This window comes from Streptomyces sp. NPDC058240 (assembly GCF_042882135.1).
Lineage (GTDB): Bacteria > Actinomycetota > Actinomycetes > Streptomycetales > Streptomycetaceae > Streptomyces.
Genome location: NZ_JBHVWT010000005.1, coordinates 342906 through 360130, shown reverse-complemented (window position 1 = coordinate 360130; position 17225 = coordinate 342906). Strand labels below are relative to the sequence as shown.

At 69.6% G+C, this 17225-nt stretch carries 16 protein-coding genes; 7 read left to right on the top strand and 9 right to left on the bottom strand.

Annotated features, from left to right (window positions below):
- The first annotated feature begins 17 nt into the window (after nt 1-17).
- From ACFVX4_RS13675 to ACFVX4_RS13665, 3 genes are all read left to right on the top strand, one after another.
- On the top strand, nt 18-902 hold the full coding sequence (locus ACFVX4_RS13675) for a hypothetical protein (RefSeq protein WP_389975684.1): 885 nt from the start codon (nt 18-20) through the stop codon (nt 900-902).
- Between the two features lie 413 nt (nt 903-1315).
- A complete protein-coding gene (locus tag ACFVX4_RS13670; protein ID WP_030115393.1) occupies nt 1316-1507 on the top strand; it encodes a hypothetical protein in 192 nt (63 codons plus the stop codon).
- Entirely contained in the window at nt 1491-2015 is a 525-nt protein-coding gene (locus tag ACFVX4_RS13665) for a DUF6879 family protein (protein ID WP_389975681.1), read from the top strand. The genes ACFVX4_RS13670 and ACFVX4_RS13665 overlap by 17 nt, the downstream gene beginning before the upstream one ends.
- 773 nt (nt 2016-2788) lie before the next feature.
- Here the strand turns inward: ACFVX4_RS13665 and ACFVX4_RS13660 are convergent.
- Entirely contained in the window at nt 2789-3946 is a 1158-nt protein-coding gene (locus tag ACFVX4_RS13660; protein ID WP_124723042.1) for an acyl-CoA dehydrogenase, read from the bottom strand.
- 243 nt (nt 3947-4189) lie between these two features.
- Between ACFVX4_RS13660 and ACFVX4_RS13655 the strand changes: the two genes are divergently transcribed.
- Together ACFVX4_RS13655 and ACFVX4_RS13650 are read left to right on the top strand one after the other, a co-directional pair.
- Nucleotides 4190-5533 (top strand): UDP-glucose dehydrogenase family protein, encoded by a 1344-nt coding sequence (locus ACFVX4_RS13655; RefSeq protein ID WP_389975678.1) that lies wholly within the window; start codon nt 4190-4192, stop codon nt 5531-5533.
- A complete protein-coding gene (locus ACFVX4_RS13650; protein WP_389975828.1) occupies nt 5530-5901 on the top strand; it encodes a VOC family protein in 372 nt (123 codons plus the stop codon). Before ACFVX4_RS13655 ends, ACFVX4_RS13650 begins: the two co-directional genes overlap by 4 nt.
- A 56-nt stretch (nt 5902-5957) precedes the next feature.
- Here the strand turns inward: ACFVX4_RS13650 and ACFVX4_RS13645 are convergent, their stop codons facing one another.
- Genes ACFVX4_RS13645 through ACFVX4_RS13635 form a run of 3 tightly spaced genes read right to left on the bottom strand, consistent with a single transcriptional unit; the run spans nt 5958 to nt 8833 of the window.
- Nucleotides 5958-7151, bottom strand: coding sequence for a dipeptidase (locus ACFVX4_RS13645; protein ID WP_389975675.1), 1194 nt, complete (start codon nt 7149-7151; stop codon nt 5958-5960).
- Nucleotides 7152-7157: 6 nt separating this feature from the next.
- Nucleotides 7158-7697, bottom strand: coding sequence for a 5-(carboxyamino)imidazole ribonucleotide mutase (gene purE / locus ACFVX4_RS13640; RefSeq protein ID WP_389975673.1), 540 nt, complete (start codon nt 7695-7697; stop codon nt 7158-7160).
- Complete coding sequence (locus tag ACFVX4_RS13635) at nt 7694-8833, bottom strand: 5-(carboxyamino)imidazole ribonucleotide synthase (protein ID WP_266418405.1); 1140 nt, start codon at nt 8831-8833, stop codon at nt 7694-7696. Before ACFVX4_RS13635 ends, purE begins: the two co-directional genes overlap by 4 nt.
- 173 nt (nt 8834-9006) lie before the next feature.
- Between ACFVX4_RS13635 and ACFVX4_RS13630 the strand changes: the two genes are divergently transcribed.
- On the top strand, nt 9007-9555 hold the full coding sequence (locus tag ACFVX4_RS13630) for a GtrA family protein (protein WP_389975669.1): 549 nt from the start codon (nt 9007-9009) through the stop codon (nt 9553-9555).
- A 27-nt stretch (nt 9556-9582) separates the two neighbouring features.
- Here the strand turns inward: ACFVX4_RS13630 and ACFVX4_RS13625 are convergent, their stop codons facing one another.
- Nucleotides 9583-10848 carry an ATP-binding protein gene (locus tag ACFVX4_RS13625; protein ID WP_385329147.1) on the bottom strand — a complete coding sequence of 422 codons (1266 nt, stop codon included), beginning with the start codon at nt 10846-10848 and terminating at the stop codon, nt 9583-9585.
- Between the two features lie 15 nt (nt 10849-10863).
- Nucleotides 10864-11541, bottom strand: a complete 678-nt coding sequence (locus tag ACFVX4_RS13620; protein ID WP_072488330.1) for a response regulator transcription factor — start codon at nt 11539-11541, stop codon at nt 10864-10866.
- A gap of 491 nt (nt 11542-12032) precedes the next feature.
- On the opposite strand from ACFVX4_RS13620, the gene ACFVX4_RS13615 reads away from it, so the two are divergent.
- Nucleotides 12033-13523: a peptide MFS transporter gene (locus tag ACFVX4_RS13615; RefSeq protein ID WP_389975666.1), complete on the top strand. Its 1491-nt coding sequence runs from the start codon at nt 12033-12035 to the stop codon at nt 13521-13523.
- Between the two features lie 110 nt (nt 13524-13633).
- Here ACFVX4_RS13615 and ACFVX4_RS13610 read toward each other — a convergent pair whose 3' ends face one another.
- Genes ACFVX4_RS13610 through ACFVX4_RS13600 form a run of 3 tightly spaced genes read right to left on the bottom strand, consistent with a single transcriptional unit; the run spans nt 13634 to nt 17207 of the window.
- Nucleotides 13634-14980 (bottom strand): hypothetical protein, encoded by a 1347-nt coding sequence (locus ACFVX4_RS13610; RefSeq protein ID WP_389975825.1) that lies wholly within the window; start codon nt 14978-14980, stop codon nt 13634-13636.
- Between the two features lie 38 nt (nt 14981-15018).
- Complete coding sequence (locus ACFVX4_RS13605; protein WP_389975663.1) at nt 15019-16182, bottom strand: hypothetical protein; 1164 nt, start codon at nt 16180-16182, stop codon at nt 15019-15021.
- Nucleotides 16179-17207: a hypothetical protein gene (locus tag ACFVX4_RS13600; protein WP_389975662.1), complete on the bottom strand. Its 1029-nt coding sequence runs from the start codon at nt 17205-17207 to the stop codon at nt 16179-16181. Before ACFVX4_RS13600 ends, ACFVX4_RS13605 begins: the two co-directional genes overlap by 4 nt.
- Nucleotides 17208-17225: the final 18 nt, after the last annotated feature.

The window sequence follows — 17225 nt, the reverse complement described above, 5'->3', positions numbered from 1 at the left end:
AACCCGAACGGATCTGCATGGTCAGCTCGCCCCACGAGGCAATGCACCGCATCTTCCAGGAGTACCCCGGTCTCTTCTCCCGCGTCTCCGAGGTGCTCGGAGTCGACATCCCACCACCCACCTCGGCCACCGCGCTGCCCACGGACCTCACCGAAGCCCGTCCCGTCGAACGCCGGGTGGACACCCTCCTGCGCATCGAAACGGAGCACGACGGGCCCTTCCTCCTCGCCATCGAAGCCCAGGGCAAGAAGGACCCGCGCAAGACCGTCAGCTGGCCGTACTACGTCAGCTATCTCCACAACAGATATGGGCTGCCCATCCTGCTGCTGGTCGTCTGCCAGGACCACGCCACCGCCGAATGGGCCGCACGCCCCATTTCCATCGGCGTCCGTCAATGGCAGACACTCGCCCTGAACCCCCTCGTCGCGGGTCCGCACAACATGCCGGTCATCACCGATGTGACCGAAGCCCGCAAAGACCTCGCGCTCGCCACCCTGGCCGCCATCACACACGCCGACAATCCGGACGTCGGTGCCATACTGAAAACGCTGTCCGCCGCGCTGCGGGACACACCGGAAGCAATCGCCGACCCCATCGTCGAACTCACCGCACAGGGCCTGGGCAACCGCCCGGCCGCACAACAGTGGAGGAACCTGGTGGCCGTGGACACGTCTTTCTACAAGTCCTTCATGTCGGAAGAAATCCGGGACGAAGGCCGGGCGCAAGGCCGCGCGCAAGGCCGCGCCGAGGACATCCTGCTGGTCCTCGAAGCACGTGGCATCGCTCTCGCCGACGAGATCCGCGAGAAGATCACCAGCTGCGACGATCCCCAGCTCCTGCGCCAGTGGCTGAACCGCGCCGCCACCGCCGCCACCATCGAAGAAGTCTTCACCGGGGAGTGATCCAGCCCCGGTCTCCCCGCCACATACACACGTCCGGCCCCGATGCGCGCATCGGGGCCGGACGTGTGAAGCAATGACCGCTACGGCAGGTTCCGTGCCATCACGATGCGCTGGACCTGGTTCGTGCCTTCATAAATCTGCGTGCTTTACAGGTCATACGGCGCTGACCTGCACGAACACCCCTTCTAGAGAGGACCTCCCCAGCATTTCCCCGTGATCGTCAACGGTCTGCCCAGGTAGGGGCCGCGTTGGAGGCACCAGCACCGGCCGCGCAACAGACGAGCAGGCCTGGGGCAGGTTACGCGGTTTCCTGTTCCGTCAACCGTGATCGCTTGACCCGCGCACCTCACCCTCGGGAGCATCGAGCCACACGCGGGGCACTGGCAGCAGCACGCGAGAGGGGAACCAGGACCATGAAGGTCACCAAGCTGGTCAGCACGTGCGACATCAAGGACTGCCCGACGATTTACGCGACGGATCGCGGCACCTTCCTGGTGCAGGGTGAGACACCGACCGATCACGGGCTTCAGATTCCCGCTCACGAAACCCTGGTCGAGATCCCGATGGAACTGATCCAGAAGGCCATCCGTGACAACCTCATCTAGGACTCTCGGGGACCTCTTCGACACGTTCGAGCGTGAGGCGTTCCGCCTGGAAACCCTCGACGACTACAGCAAGTCCGGGAACGTCGACGCCTATCACGCGTTCCTCGCCGGGGAGCCGCAGCCGGACGACTACAACGCGGGCTGGGTCCAAGAGCTCCGCTCCCACACCGAGAAAGGAAAGCGGGTTTTCCGGGTGCACATTCTGTCCCGCCCGCTCACGGATTATCTTAGGTTCGAACTCGGGTGGGGCTACCGGAAGAACATGACCGGGGGTGAGGAGTTCTTCGTCCTCGACGTCACCGAAAAACCCAACCCACTGGAGAACGTTCCGGACTTCTGGTTCTTCGACTCCGAGTCCGTGGCTGTGATGAACTACGACGGAACCGGGAAGTACCTGGGATCGAAAGTGCTGCCACCGGAACGAACGGCGGAATTCACGCGGTACCGTGACGCGGCACTCGCGCACGCTGAACCGTTCACCGAATGGTGGGCCAAGTACGGGGCGTGAACAGAGCACAGCTTGGGGCCGCGCTGCGGGCGCTGCGAGTGGCATCCGGCAAGGAAGCCAAAGCAGTAGCCCGCAGCGCCCTCATGTCAAACTGTGGCCGGTCGACCGGTCCTCCCAGCCCGTTCCGCGGTCACCACGATTGCGGGCAGTTCCTTGATCTCGGCGGCCGTCGCCCCCACGTATGGGAGCACCTGAGAGGACGTAGCGCGTCCGCCGTGCATTTCGATCCGGGCCCGCACCTTGTCCTCAAGGCTGAGCGGCTGACGCTTCGCCTTCGGAGAGGTAGCCCCCTTGGTGATCCGGACGGCGTCCTGGACGGAACGGCGAACCAGGGTGAAGGCGGCCGGCAGCATCTCTTCCGTGACCGTCTCCGAGCACTCGTTTGAAGGTCGCTGACGTGGAGCAGCGGCTCTTGTGGATGGAGCAGGATCGGAAGCTCTCGGCCCGCACTCGGCGTCAGCGGTTCTCGTTCTTCTCCGGGATGATGGACTGGGCTGTGGTCAACGAGATCATCGGCCGGAACCGATGTTGACACCAGGCGCCGACGACCCACGGAGGCGTCAGAGGTCGCCTGATCCGCGTACGACAACAGCCCCCGGCATCACGCCGGGGGCTGCGCTATTTATGCAGGTCAGTGGCCGTTTTCAGCCCGGTACCCACCCAGGATTCTCCCAGCATGACGCCCAGGAACGGGCCAGAACGGGCCCCAACGGGCTGGAACCCGTAACCGTCTCCCCGGGCCGCCGAAACGGCTCCTGACCTGCAAAACCTTGCTAAGGCAGGTTCCTGGCCATCACGATCCGCTGGACTTGATTCGTGCCTTCGTAAATCTGGGTGATCTTCGCGTCGCGCATCATCCGCTCCACCGGGTAGTCCCGCGTGTAGCCGTAGCCGCCGAGCAGCTGGACCGCGTCGGTCGTGATCTCCATCGCGACGTCGGAGGCGAAGCACTTGGCCGCGGCACCGAAGAAGGTGAGGTCACCGTCGAGGCGCTCGGACTTGGCGGCGGCCGAGTAGGTGAGCTGGCGGGCCGCCTCCAGCTTCATGGCCATGTCGGCGAGCATGAACTGAATGCCCTGGAAGTCGGCGATCGGCTTGCCGAACTGCTTGCGCTCCTGGACGTAGCCCTTGGCGTAGTCGAGGGCGCCCTGGGCGATGCCGAGGGCCTGGGCCGCGATGGTGATGCGGGTGTGGTCCAGGGTCTTCATCGCGGTGGCGAAGCCGGTGCCCTCCTCGCCGATCATGCGGTCGGCGGGGATGCGGACGTTGTCGAAGTAGACCTCGCGGGTCGGGGAGCCCTTGATGCCGAGCTTCTTCTCCGGGGCGCCGAAGGAGACGCCCTCGTCCGACTTCTCGACGACGAAGGCCGAGATGCCCTTGGAGCGCTTGGTCGGGTCGGTGACGGCCATGACCGTGTAGTACTCGGAGACGCCCGCGTTGGTGATCCAGCGCTTCACGCCGTTGAGGACCCAGAAGTCGCCGTCGCGCACGGCCTTGGTCTTCATGCCGGCCGCGTCGGAGCCCGCGTCGGGCTCGGAGAGGCAGTACGAGAACATGCCGTCGCCCTTGGCGAGCGGGCCCAGGTACTTCTTCTTCAGGTCCTCGGAGCCGGAGAGGATCACCGGGAGGGAGCCGAGCTTGTTCACGGCCGGGATGAGGGAGGAGGAGGCGCAGACACGGGCCACCTCCTCGATCACGATGACCGTGGCGAGGGCGTCGGCGCCCGCGCCGCCGTACTCCTCGGGTACGTGCACCGCGTGCAGGTCCGCCGCGGTCAGGGCGTCCAGCGCCTCCTGCGGGAAGCGCGCCTCCTCGTCGACCGCCGCCGCGTGCGGGGCGATCTTCGCCTCGGCGAGCGCACGCACCGTCTCCCGGAGCATCTCGTGCTCCTCGGCCGGACGGTACAGGTCGAAATCGGTCGAACCCGCCAAGACGCTCACTCCCCAAGACGCTAACTACCGTTAAGTAACCCAATTTTAGAGCGCGACTCCCGAGATGGCCTACGCAATGCCCGCGTGAGCTTCACGACAGGGGTGGGCGAAAGGGAGGAAAGGGATCGGGAAGGGGTCGGGGAAGGGGTGGGCAAGCTGTGCGGACGGGCGGAAAACCTGGTCTTCGGGGGCACGACTATGCTCGTTCACCGCACGTCTGTCCGCATCTCACAGGAGCACTTCATGGCCCTCAGGATCACTGTGATCGGCACCGGCTACCTCGGCGCCACCCACGCCGCGGCCATGGCGGAACTGGGCTTCGAGGTACTCGGCCTCGATGTCGTGCCCGAGAAGGTCGAGATGCTCGGTGCCGGCAAGGTCCCGATGTACGAGCCGGGACTGGAGGAGCTGCTGGGCAAGCACGTCGAGGGCATCGCGGGGTCCACCGGACGGCTGCGGTTCACCACCTCCTGGGAGGAGGTGGCGGCCTTCGGCGATGTGCACTTCGTCTGCGTGAACACTCCGCAGAAGCATGGTGAGTACGCCTGCGACATGAGTTACGTGGACGCCGCGTTCGAGTCGCTGGCGCCCCACCTGACCCGGCCCGCCCTGGTCGTCGGGAAGTCGACCGTCCCGGTGGGCTCGGCGGCCCGGCTCGCGGCGCGGCTGGCGGAGCTGGCGCCGGTGGGTGCCGACGCGGAACTGGCCTGGAACCCGGAGTTCCTGCGCGAGGGCTTCGCCGTGAACGACACCCTGCACCCGGACCGGATCGTCGTCGGTGTGACGAGCGAACGGGCCGAGAAGCTGCTGCGCGAGGTGTACGCGGTGCCGGTCGCCGAGGGGTCGCCGTTCGTGGTGACGGACTTCCCGACCGCGGAGCTGGTGAAGACCGCAGCCAATTCGTTCCTGGCCACGAAGATCTCGTTCATCAACGCCATGGCGGAGGTCTGCGAGGCCGCCGACGGCGATGTGAAGAAGCTGGCCGAGGCGATCGGGCACGACGAGCGGATCGGCTCGAAGTTCCTGCGGGCCGGGATCGGCTTCGGCGGCGGCTGTCTGCCGAAGGACATCCGGGCCTTCATGGCACGCGCCGGTGAGCTGGGCGCGGACCAGGCGCTGACCTTCCTCCGCGAGGTCGACTCGATCAACATGCGGCGCCGCGGCCACATGGTGGAGCTGGCCCGGGAGGCCGTGGGCGGCGATTCCTTCCTCGGCAAGCGGGTGGCGGTGCTGGGCGCGACGTTCAAGCCGGACTCGGACGACGTACGGGACTCGCCGGCGCTGAACGTGGCGGGGCAGATCCATCTGCAGGGCGGCCAGGTCACGGTCTTCGACCCGAAGGGCATGGACAACGCCCGGCGGCTCTTCCCGACCCTCGGTTACGCGGACACGGCACTGGACGCGGTGCGCGGCGCCGATGTGGTGCTGCATCTGACGGAGTGGCGCGAATTCCGCGAGCTGGACCCGGCGACGCTCGGCGAGGTCGCGTCCCGCCGGATCATCCTGGACGGCCGCAACGCGCTCGACAGCGAGCTGTGGCGCGGGGCCGGCTGGACGTACCGGGCGATGGGCCGTCCGACGGCCTGATCCGAACGAAGGACCCTAAGGGCTGTCCCGACCCGGCCGCGCTCGCCGGTTTCTACGCGGGGCTGCTCGGCGGGGAGATCGTGCACGACGGGGAGGGCTGGGCGGAGCTGACCGGGGTCGCGGGCACGCTCCTCGCGTTCCAGGCCGCGCCCGGTCTCGTGCCGCCGCGGTGGCCGAGTGCGGACTCATCGCAGCAGGTCCATCTGGATCTGACCGTGGCGGATCTGACCGTGGAGGATCGGGACGCGGCGGAGAAGGAAGCGCTCGCGCTGGGCGCCACCGTGCTGGACGCCGAGAACCAGGAGCGGAGTTTTCGGGTGTACGCGGATCCCGCCGGGCACCCGTTCTGTCTCTGCGCCTGTCAGTAGACGACGTGTGGGGGCGCCCCGGAGGGCTCCCCCACACCCGACGTGACGGGACCGGCTCAGCCGGTCCGGCCGTCCAGCTGCTCGATCGTGGCGTGCGACGGGCCGCGGCGGGTGCGCAGCTCGCGCGCGACGTCCTCGGCGTCACGCAGCACCCGTACGGCGTTCTGCCAGGTGAGCTTGGCGAGGTCGGCGGTGGACCAGCCGCGGCCGAGCAGCTCCGCGATCAGGTTCGGGTAGCCGGCGACGTCCTGGAGGCCCTCCGGGAGGAAGGCCGTGCCGTCGTAGTCGCCGCCGATGCCGATGTGGTCGATGCCGGCGACCTCGCGCATGTGGTCGAGGTGGTCGGCGATGGTCGCCACGGTGGCCATCGGGCGCGGGTTGGCCGCTTCGAAGGCGGCGTGGATCTCCATGGCCTGCGCGGTGGTGTCGAGGTGGTGCAGGCCGTGCGCGCGCATGTTCTCGTCCGCGGCCAGGGTCCAGGCGACGGCCTCCGGCAGGACGAACTTCGGCACGAAGGTCGCCATGGCGATGCCGCCGTTGGCCGGGAGCCGGCCGAGGACGTCGTCGGGGATGTTGCGCGGGTGGTCGCAGATCGCGCGCGACGAGGAGTGCGAGAAGACCACCGGCGCCGTGGAGGTGTCGAGCGCGTCGCGCATCGTGGTGGCCGCCACGTGGGAGAGGTCGACCAGCATGCCGGTGCGGTTCATCTCCCGTACGACCTCGTGGCCGAACGGCGAGAGGCCGCCGACGCCGGGTTCGTCGGTCGCCGAGTCCGCCCAGGCGATGTTGTCGTTGTGCGTGAGCGTCATGTAGCGGACGCCCAGGGTGTGCAGGGCGCGCAGGGTGCCCAGCGAGTTGTTGATGGAGTGGCCGCCCTCGGCGCCCATCAGGGAGGCGATGCGGCCCTCGGCGCGGGCCGCCTCCATGTCGTCGGCGGTCAGTGCGCGCCGCAGGTCGGCGGGGTAGCGGCCGATCAGCTCCGCGACCACGTCGATCTGTTCCAGGGTGGCGCTGACGGCTTCGTCGCCCGCCATGTCGGTCCGTACGTAGACGGACCAGAACTGGGCGCCGACGCCGCCCGCGCGCAGCCGCGGGATGTCGGTGTGCAGATGGCCGGACTGGTCGGTGGCGATGTCGCGGGCGTCGAGGTCGTAACCGACCTGTTCGCGCAGCGCCCACGGCAGGTCGTTGTGTCCGTCGACGACGGGGTACTCGGCGAGGAGTTCCCTCGCCCGCTCCAGCTGCTGCACGGCCGCCTACTTCCCGAAGCCGAAGGAGTCGGCGCCCTGGACCTTGCTGCGGAGCCGCTTGCCCTTCTCCGTCGCCTGGTCGTTCAGCTCCTGCTGGAACTCCCGCATCCGGGCCAGCAGCTCGCCGTCGTGGGCGGCGAGGATGCGGGCGGCGAGCAGGCCCGCGTTGCGCGCGCCGCCGACCGAGACGGTCGCGACCGGCACACCGGCGGGCATCTGCACGATGGAGAGCAGGCTGTCCATGCCGTCCAGGTACTTCAGCGGGACCGGCACGCCGATGACGGGCAGCGGGGTGACGGAGGCGAGCATGCCGGGCAGATGGGCGGCGCCGCCCGCGCCCGCGATGATCGCCTTGAGGCCGCGGTCCGCCGCCTGCTCGCCGTACGCGATCATCTCGCGCGGCATGCGGTGGGCGGAGACGACATCGATCTCGTACGGGATCTCGAACTCGTCGAGGGCCTTGGCCGCCGCTTCCATGACGGGCCAGTCGGAGTCCGAGCCCATGACGATGCCGATGAGCGGTGCGGCGGTGGCGGGGGAGGTCATTCGGTGATCGTTCCTCGCAGGTAGTCGGCCGCGTGCCGGGCGCGCTCCCGCACGTCCGCCAGGTCGTCGCCGTAGGTGTTGACGTGTCCGACCTTGCGGCCGGGCTTCACGTCCTTGCCGTACATGTGGATCTTGAGCTGCGGGTCACGGGCCATGCAGTGCAGATACGCCTGGTACATGTCCGGGAAGTCGCCGCCGAGGACGTTGGACATGACCGTCCAGGTGGCGCGCGGGCGCGGGTCGCCGAGCGGCAGGTCGAGCACGGCGCGGACGTGGTTGGCGAACTGCGAGGTGATCGCGCCGTCCTGCGTCCAGTGGCCGGAGTTGTGCGGGCGCATGGCCAGCTCGTTGACCAGGATGCGCCCGTCACGGGTCTCGAAGAGTTCGACCGCGAGGTGGCCGACGACACCGAGCTCGGAGGCGATCTTGAGCGCGAGCTGCTGGGCCTCGCCGGCGAGTCGCTCGTCCAGCTCGGGGGCCGGGGCGATCACCGTGTCGCAGACCCCGTCGACCTGGATCGACTCGACGACCGGGTAGGCGACGGCCTGGCCGTGCGGCGAGCGGACGATGTTGGCCGCCAGCTCCCGTACGAAGTCGACCTTCTCCTCGGCCAGGACCGCGACGCCGGCCCGGAAGGGCTCGGCCGCGTCCGCCTCGGAGCGGACCACCCAGACGCCCTTGCCGTCGTAGCCGCCGCGGACCGTCTTGAGGATGACGGGGAAGCCCCCGGCCTCCTCGGCGAAGGCGGCGGCATCGGCCGGGTCCTTCACGATGCGGTGGCGGGGGCAGGGCGCGCCGATCTCGGTGAGCTTCGCGCGCATCACCCCCTTGTCCTGGGCGTGCACCAGCGCGTCGGGTCCCGGGCGCACGGGGATGCCGTCCGCCTCCAGGGCCCGCAGGTGCTCGGTCGGTACGTGCTCGTGATCGAAGGTGATCACGTCACAGCCGCGCGCGAAGGCACGCAGCGTGTCCAGGTCGCGATAGTCGCCGACGACGACTTCGCTCACCACCTGGGCCGCCGAGTCCTGGGGGGTGTCGCTGAGGAGCTTGAACTTGATGCCGAGGGGGATGCCCGCCTCGTGGGTCATACGGGCGAGCTGACCGCCGCCGACCATGCCGACTACCGGGAACGTCACTCCTCCAGGGTATCCGCCGCCCCGGGGAGCTCCCGACGACGCCCTCCGGCCGCCCCGCCGGGCGGTCGTGTCACAGCATCGCCACACCACTCACGGCATCCACGGGCGACGCGGGGACGGGCTGGTTAGCATGACCGGGTTGACGTAACCGACAGACGGGCTGAGCGATCACCATGAGCGAACGGGGCGCACTGCGGGCGCGGCTGGAGCTGCTGGCCCGGGAAGTCGCCAAGTTCGGCGTGGTCGGCGCGGTCGGCCTGGTGGTCAACATGGCGGTGTCCAACCTGCTCTGGCGCTACACGGACATCCCGACGGTACGGGCCGGTCTGCTGGCCACCGTCGTCGCCATCCTCGGCAACTACATCGGCTTCCGCTACTGGACGTACCGGGACCGCGACAAGAGCGGACGGACCCGCGAGCTGACGTTGTTCCTGCTGTTCAGCGCGGTGGGCGCGGTCATCGAGACCGGTGTGCTGTACACGGCGACGTACGGCTTCGGATGGAACAGCCCGCTCCAGAGCAATGTCTTCAAGATCCTCGGGATCGGCATCGCGACGCTGTTCCGCTTCTGGTCCTACCGGACGTGGGTGTTCAAGGCGCTGCCCGTCGAGAAGGCCGCGATGCCCGCCGAGAAGGCCGTGCCCGGTGGCACCGAGGGCTTCCTGAAGCAGGGGCGGACGGAGCAGGTGCCGCGGGTCGAGGCGGATTCGGTACGGCGATGACGGTCGGTGACGGACCGCGCCCGCCGCTCACCGCACCGGGCGTTCCGGTTCCTGCCGTTTCAGGGCCACTCGGCTGAGGAACAGGGCGAAGACCGCGGGCTGCTGCTGGAGCAGTTCGAGGCGGCCGCCGTCCGCCTCCGCGAGGTCCCTGGCCACCGCGAGGCCGATGCCGGTGGAGTTGCGGCCGCTGATCGTCCGCTCGAAGATCCGGGCGCCCAGGTCGGGGGGAACCCCCGGGCCCTCGTCCGTGACCTCGATGACCGCCTGGTTTCCGGTGACCCGGGTGCGCAGCGCGACCGTACCGCCGCCGTGCATCAGTGAGTTCTCGATCAGCGCGGCCAGCACCTGGGCGACCGCGCCCGGCGTGCCGACGGCCCGCAGCCCCTGCTTCCCGGAGCGGACGATGGCACGGCCCGCGCTCCGGTAGGCGGGACGCCACTCCTCGATCTGCTGCTTGACGACCTCGTCGAGGTCGAAGACGACGGCGGAGCCGGTACGCGGATCGCGGGCGTTGGTCAGCAGCCGCTCCACCACGTCGGTGAGCCGCTCGACCTGGGTGAGGGCGATGTTCGCCTCCTCCTTCACCGTATCCGGGTCGTCGGTGACCGAGATCTCCTCGATCCGCATGGAGAGCGCGGTGAGCGGCGTACGGAGCTGGTGGGAGGCGTCGGCGGCCAGCCGGCGTTCCGCGGTCAGCATCCGGGCGATCCGCTCCGCGGAGGCGTCCAGGACGTCGGCGACCCGGTCCAGCTCCGGCACCCCGTACCGCTTGTGGCGCGGTCGCGGATCGCCGGAGCCCAGGCGTTCGGCGGTCTCGGCCAGGTCGGTCAGCGGTGAGGTCAGCTTGTTGGCCTGGCGTACGGCCAGGAGCACGGCGGAGACGATGGCCAGCAGCGCCACCGCGCCGATGATCATCAGGGTGCGGCCGACCTCGCGGGTGACCGCGGAGCTGGATTCCTCGACGGTGACCCGCTCGCCCCGCTCCCCCTCGGCCGTGCTTCTGATCACGCTGCCGGTGGGGCGCTTGCCGATTTCGAGGGGCGCACGGCCGGGGATCTTGATCAGCGCGTAGCGCTTGCTGGCGATCTGCTGGGAGAGCAGCACGGAGGTGATCCGCTCGTCCTCCATCAGCCGGCTCTCGACGACGTTGATCAGCCGCAGCGCCTCGGAGTCGACGCTCTCCTGGGCGCTGTTGCTGATCGTGCGGGTCTCGACGATGACGAGGGAGACGCCGAAGACGGCGATCACCACGAGCACCACGGCGAGCGTGGAGTTGATCAGTCTGCGGCGCATGAGTGCTTCCGCACGTCAGCTCTTCTCGAAGCGGAAGCCGACGCCCCGTACGGTCGCGATGTAGCGGGGGTTGGCGGCGTCGTCGCCGAGCTTCTTGCGGAGCCACGAGATGTGCATGTCGAGGGTCTTCGTCGACGACCACCAGGTGGTGTCCCAGACCTCGCGCATCAGCTGGTCCCGGGTGACGACCCGGCCGGCGTCGCGGACCAGGACCCGCAGCAGGTCGAACTCCTTGGCCGTGAGCTGGAGTTCCTCCTCGCCCATCCAGGCGCGGTGCGACTCGACGTCGATCCGGACGCCGTGCGTCGCGGGCTGCGGCGCGGGCTCGGTGGCGCCGCGGCGCAGCAGGGCCCGGACGCGGGCGAGCAGTTCGGCGAGGCGGAAGGGCTTGGTGACGTAGTCGTCGGCGCCCGCGTCGAGGCCGACGACGGTGTCCACCTCGTCCGCGCGGGCGGTCAGCACCAGGATCGGCACGGTGTGACCCTCGGCACGGAGCCTGCGGGCCACTTCGAGGCCGTCCATCCCGGGCAGTCCCAGGTCGAGCACGACCAGGTCGATTCCGCCCTGGAGGCCGGCGTCGAGTGCGGTCGGACCGTCTTCACGGACCTCGACCTCGTAACCCTCCCGACGCAGGGCGCGGGCCAGTGGCTCCGAGATGGATGCGTCGTCCTCGGCGAGCAGTACACGGGTCATGCAGTGATGGTAGTCCGCGCGGAGGGGATGCCGTGAGGTGATCCAGAAGCCCTGCGGGTCTGCGAAATAAACGGGGAGTTGCCTTTGAATATGGGAGCGCGGTTCCATTGAAACCTGTGATCCATCTCTCAAGTCCGTTCATATCCGGCACTGTCGTGTCGTATGGTTGCTCGACGCCTGTTGCACTACTCAAGGACCCTTGGGCAGCTTTTAGTGCCAAGGGTCTCTTTTGTTGGCCGACTGGTACCCGCCAGTCGCGGACTCAGTGAATGACCTGTGGCCGGGCCCGGAGCGCGAGGATGCGCACCGGGCGTGGATCCCGATGCGGTCGGTCCCCGTCCCCTTCAGCCGACTCCTTCGCGAGTCCGGCGGCCGGGACGAATCCCCTCTCAGGCGTGAGGGGTGGGGCGTGCCCGTGCCGGTGCCGGCCTCCCCCCACCGGGCGCACCACGCTCACAAGGCGTAGCGTCCCGAGCACACAAGGATCGACCATGGCGTCCAGCCTGACGAAGGACCCGGCCAGTACACCTGGATCCGCGAAGACCTTCTTCGGCCACCCCCGCGGCCTGGCCACTCTCTTCATGACCGAGATGTGGGAGCGCTTCAGCTTCTACGGCATGCGGGCCCTGCTTCCGCTCTACCTGGTCTCCAATTCCGGCCTGCACATGAACGCGGCCACGGCCACCGCGATCTACTCCATCTACATGGCGATGGTGTATCTGCTGGCCATGCCCGGCGGCTGGTTCGGCGACCGGGTCTGGGGGCCGCGCAAGACGGTCACCATCTCGGCCGTGATCATCATGCTGGGCCACCTGACGCTCGCGCTGCCGGGCTCCGGCACCTTCTTCGCAGGTCTGGCGCTGGTCGCGCTCGGATCCGGTCTGCTGAAGGCCAACATCTCGACGATGGTCGGCCACCTCTACAACGGTCCGGACGACGCGCGTCGCGACGGTGGCTTCACCGTCTTCTACATGGGCATCAACCTCGGTGCCTTCGCCGCGCCGCTGATCATCGGCACGATCGGCGAGAAGGTGAACTGGCACCTCGGCTTCACCATCGCCGCGGTCGGCATGGCGCTGGGTCTGGCCCAGTTCCTGATCGGTACGCGCCACCTCAGCGCACGCAGCAGCGTCGTCCCGAAGCCGCTGTCGGCCGAGGAGCGCCGGACGACCCTGCGCAAGGGCCTGCTGTGGCTGATAGTGGCCGTCGTCTTCTACGGCGTGCTCGTCGCCACCGACGTCTACACGCTGAACTGGGCGCTCGTCCCGATCACCGTCGCCGGTCTGCTCATCCCGGTCGCGGTGCTGGTGCGGATCAAGCGGGACCGGGACCTTTCGAAGACCGAGCAGTCGAAGATGTCCGGCTACATCTGGTTCTTCGTCGCCGCGGCCGTGTTCTGGATGATCTACGACCAGGGCGGCTCCACGCTGTCACTCTTCGGTGAGTCCTCCACCACCAACAGCCTGTTCGGTGTGGACTTCCCGACCTCCTGGTACCAGTCGGTCAACCCGGTCTTCATCATGGCGCTGGCCCCGGTCGTCGCCTGGATATGGCTGGCACTGAACCGGCGCGGCAAGGAGCCGAGCACGGTCGTCAAGTTCGGCTCGGGCCTCTTCCTGGTCGGTGTCTCCTTCCTCGTCTTCATGCTGCCGCTGACCATGACGACGGACGGCGACAAGGTCAGCCCGATGTGGCTGGTGTCGATCTACTTCCTGCAGACCGTCGGTGAGCTCTGCCTCTCCCCGGTCGGCCTGTCGGTCACCACGAAGATGGCGCCCGCGAAGTACGGCAGCCAGATGATGGGTGTCTGGTTCCTCGCGGTCACCGCGGGCGACTGCACCACCAGCCTGCTGTCGCTGGCGGGGGTCGACCTGAACAAGACCGGCATGGTGGGTCTGGAGGCGGCGCTCGCGATCGTCGCGGCGTTCGCGATCTGGATGTACCGGAAGAAGGTCACCCAGCTCATGGGCGACGTGCGCTGACGCGCTGAACGCGTATCGCCCGCACAGCTGAACGCGTACCGCCCGTACACAAGGGCCTCCGCACCGGTCGACGGTGCGGAGGCCCTTGTGCCGTTGTTACGGGAGCCGGCTCACCTGGTGCCGCGCAGCCTGCGCCACGGGGTGAAGGTGAACACGGCGCCGCCGAGCAGGATCGCCGTGCCCGCGACCAGGCCCAGGGCGCGCAGGGTGCCGTTGTCCTCGGCCCCGGTGGCGGCCAGTCCGCCGCCGGAGGCCGTGCCGCCGGCCGTCGAGCCGGAGGCGCCCGTGGAGCCCGTGGTGGCGGAGCCGGAGGCGCCGCCCTGCTGGGCGGTGGTGTCGAGCTCCAGCGACGGGGTCACCGAGCCCTTGACCTTGCACGGGATGTTGATCTTCGAGGCGCCCAGGGTGACGTCGATCGTCAGGGTGCCGGGGCTGAGCGTGGACTTGCCGGACGCGCCGGGCTTGTAGGTGCCGGTCATGTCGGAGAGATCGACCGGCTTGCCCTGCTCCAGCGGTTCGGCGTTGGCGGGTCCGGTGACCTTCACCGAGCCCTTGTCGGCGCCGCCCATGGTGATGTCCATGGACGGCTTGAGCGCACCGGCCGGCAGTGCGGCCGGGCTGTCCATCACGCCCTTGGCCGTCTTGACCGTGAGGGCGTAGCTCCCGCCGCTCTTCTTGGCGTTGATCGTCACCTTGGAGGCGATGTCGGGCGGTCCCGGGGACGTACAGGTGAAGTGGACCGCGACCTCCTTGCCGGGGAAGTCGGTCTGTCCGCTGCCGCCGCCGGAGCCCGAGGTGGTGCCGCCCGCCGTCGTACCGCCCGCGGTGGTGGAGCCCGTGGTGGTGCCGCCCGCGGTCGTGGATCCGGAGGTCGTACCGCCCGCGGTCGTGGAACCGGTCGTCGAGCCGCTCGTGGTGCCGCTCGTCGTACCGCCCGCGGCGGTGGATCCGCCGCCGTCCGTGACCTTGATGGTCGCGCCCGGCTGCACGGTCTCCTTCGGACTGCATTTGGTGTCCGTGGAGATCGGCTTGGAGACGTTGATGTTGTACGCGTCCGGCGTCAGCGTGATCTCACCGGCCTTCTCCAGCTTCAGCGTGCCCTTCATGTCGGGCAGCACCATGGCGCTGTTCTTGGGGATCGGCGGGTTCTGCCGCGGCCCTTCCATCTGCACGGTGCCCGTGGCTGCGCCGCCCACCTTGAGGGTGCCGGTCGGCTTGACCGTGTCCTTGTCCAGGTCGAGCACGTCGGGGTTCTTGGAAGCGGCCTCGACCGTCTTCCAGACCACCTCGACGGTGTCCCCGACCTTGGCCTCGGCGGGCGCGGTCAGCTGCACCTCGGTGGTGCCCTGCACGGCCGGCAGCCCGGAGATGGGCGGCGGAATGCACTCCGTCCTGTACGAGACGTCGGCGGCCTGGGCCGGACTCGCGGCCAGCAGCATGCCCGCGCCGCCGAGCATCATCGCGACTCCCGCCGCGACGGTCCTGCGTTGCGTACTCACGAATGTCCCTTCGTCGTCGGTCTGTTCTCTGACGGTGCGGAATCGGGTGTGAACCACGGCAGTGCGGCCGTGGTGGTGGACGGGTCGTCGGTGGGCGCGGTCGCGGGGTCCGCGGCGCGCCCCGGTGCGCGGCGGCGCCTCGGGATCTTCGCGGACTTCGCGGACTTCGCGGTGGCATCGGCCGGTCCCGGCGGGCGGTGGCGTCCGGCGGGGCCCGGGGCGCGCGAGGAGCGGGGCCGTACCTTGTCGACGATCGCCATGCCGATCCGGAACACGGCGGCCGGTACGACGAGGCACAGCAGGATCCAGAAGAGCGTGACGCCCCAGGGGCGGCCGACCCCCCACGGCTGTTCGGCCAGCACCTTGCCGCCGTACCTGAGCGAGACCTGGTAGTCGCCGTGGGCGCCCGCCGTCAGTTCGACCGGCAGCTCGATCTGCGCCTTGCGGCCGGACCCGATGGTCCCGCGCCACTGCCGCTCCTCCCACTGCGGGGCGAAGACGCCGTGTGCGGTACCGATCTCGAAGACCGGGTCCTTGACGGGCGCGGAGCCCAGGTTGCCCACGGTGAAGACCAGTTGCCGGGCGGGCGGGGCGCCGAACCAGGTGAGGATCCCGCTGTCGCCCTCCAGCCTCGTGGTGGCGAGCACCGCGAGCCTGCCGCCCCCGGACTCCTTGGGCAGCGGGGCGATCGGGTGGCCCGCGACGACGAACCCGGCGTCGGCGGCGGCCTGTTCCCCGGTGACGGTGGCGACATGCACCACGCAGGGGCAGGGCACGGGCGGTTCGGCGACCGGCATCTTCTTACGGAAGGCGCCCTTGGCATCGGTCGTGACGGCCCGGCCCTCGGCGTTGGCGCAGGAGTTGGTGCCGCCGATCACGCCGCGGTCCGGCGCGGACCGTCCGCAGATCAGCATCATCAGCAGTGCCTTCGGGCGCCAGCCGCTGCCCTTCACGGTGATCTCACCGCCCTTGCCCGCCTGCTGCTTGGAGAGGGTGACCACGGGCTTCGCCTCCGCGGCCCGCGTGACCGCCGCCTCGGCTCCGGTCGCGGGGAGCATCGGCAGGGCGGGCAGCAGGGCCACGAGCAGCGCGACGAACAGCGCGACGGCCCACCGCTGGTGGCCGCTGCGGAGTGCTGCCGGTCCGGCCTGTCCAGTCACGATTCCGCTCCCGTCTTCGCCAAGTGCCTGCTCCCGGAGTGCTGCTGGTCGCCCGATGGCCGTCCGGGCCGCTCCTCGTCGCCCGGTGACCGTCCCGGCCGTTGTTCGTCGTCCGGCTGCCGGTCGCGCGACCACCTGCGCCGGTACGCGTACGTCCCCGCCCCGGCGGCGGCCAGGACCAGCAGCGCGCCGACGCTCAGCGGCGCCCACGGGACGAAGACCGCACGGGCCGTCGCCTCGCCGTGCGCGCCGCCCGCCGCCGTGACGCGCAGTCGTACGGTCGCCGAGTCGAGCGCGGGGACGTCCCGCCACGGCTCGGTGAGCCTGACGCGCTGTCCGGGCCGCACCCGCACCCGCAGGGTGCGGGCCTCGCGCCGCAGCAGCGTCCCGAACACCCCGTCGGCGCGGACGGCGATCCGCGGGGCGAGGACCGCGTTGCCGCGGTTGACCAGCGTGTAGTGGATGGCCCGCCCGGACACGCTGACGTCCTCGACGGTGAGCGCGGCCAGCGTCGGCCCGCCGACCCGCAGCCGGACCGGTACGCCCACCGAGCGGTCGCCGCCGCGCACGACGATCGCGCCGGGGTGGTCGCCGGGCGTCGCACCGGCCGGCACCGTGACGGTGAACGGCACATCGGCCCGGGTGCGGGCCGGGACGGTCACCTCGGTGACGGCGGTCCGCAGCCAGCGCCCGGCCCCGGTCGCGCCCTCGCCCCCGGCGCGTACGCCGGAGCCGCCGCTCTTCGCGTGGTCCGCGTCGGCGCCGCTCAGCCGCACGGTGACCGGGGACGGGCCGGGGTTGGTGACGGAGAGCCGGTCCTGCAGAACGGTGCCGGGCGGGCCCTCCAGATAGAAGTACGGTCTGCCGCCCGTGCCGGAACCGCTCACCGCGGGCCGCGCCGTCCACGAAGCGGCGCCCGGATGCGACGGAGGCGGCGTCGCGGCGCCGGCCACCGGTGTCATGGCGAGGGCACACAGCAGTACGGCAACGGCGAGTCGGGCGGCGTGACCGGTCGGCGACGGCATGGGCGGCTCCCTGGTGCG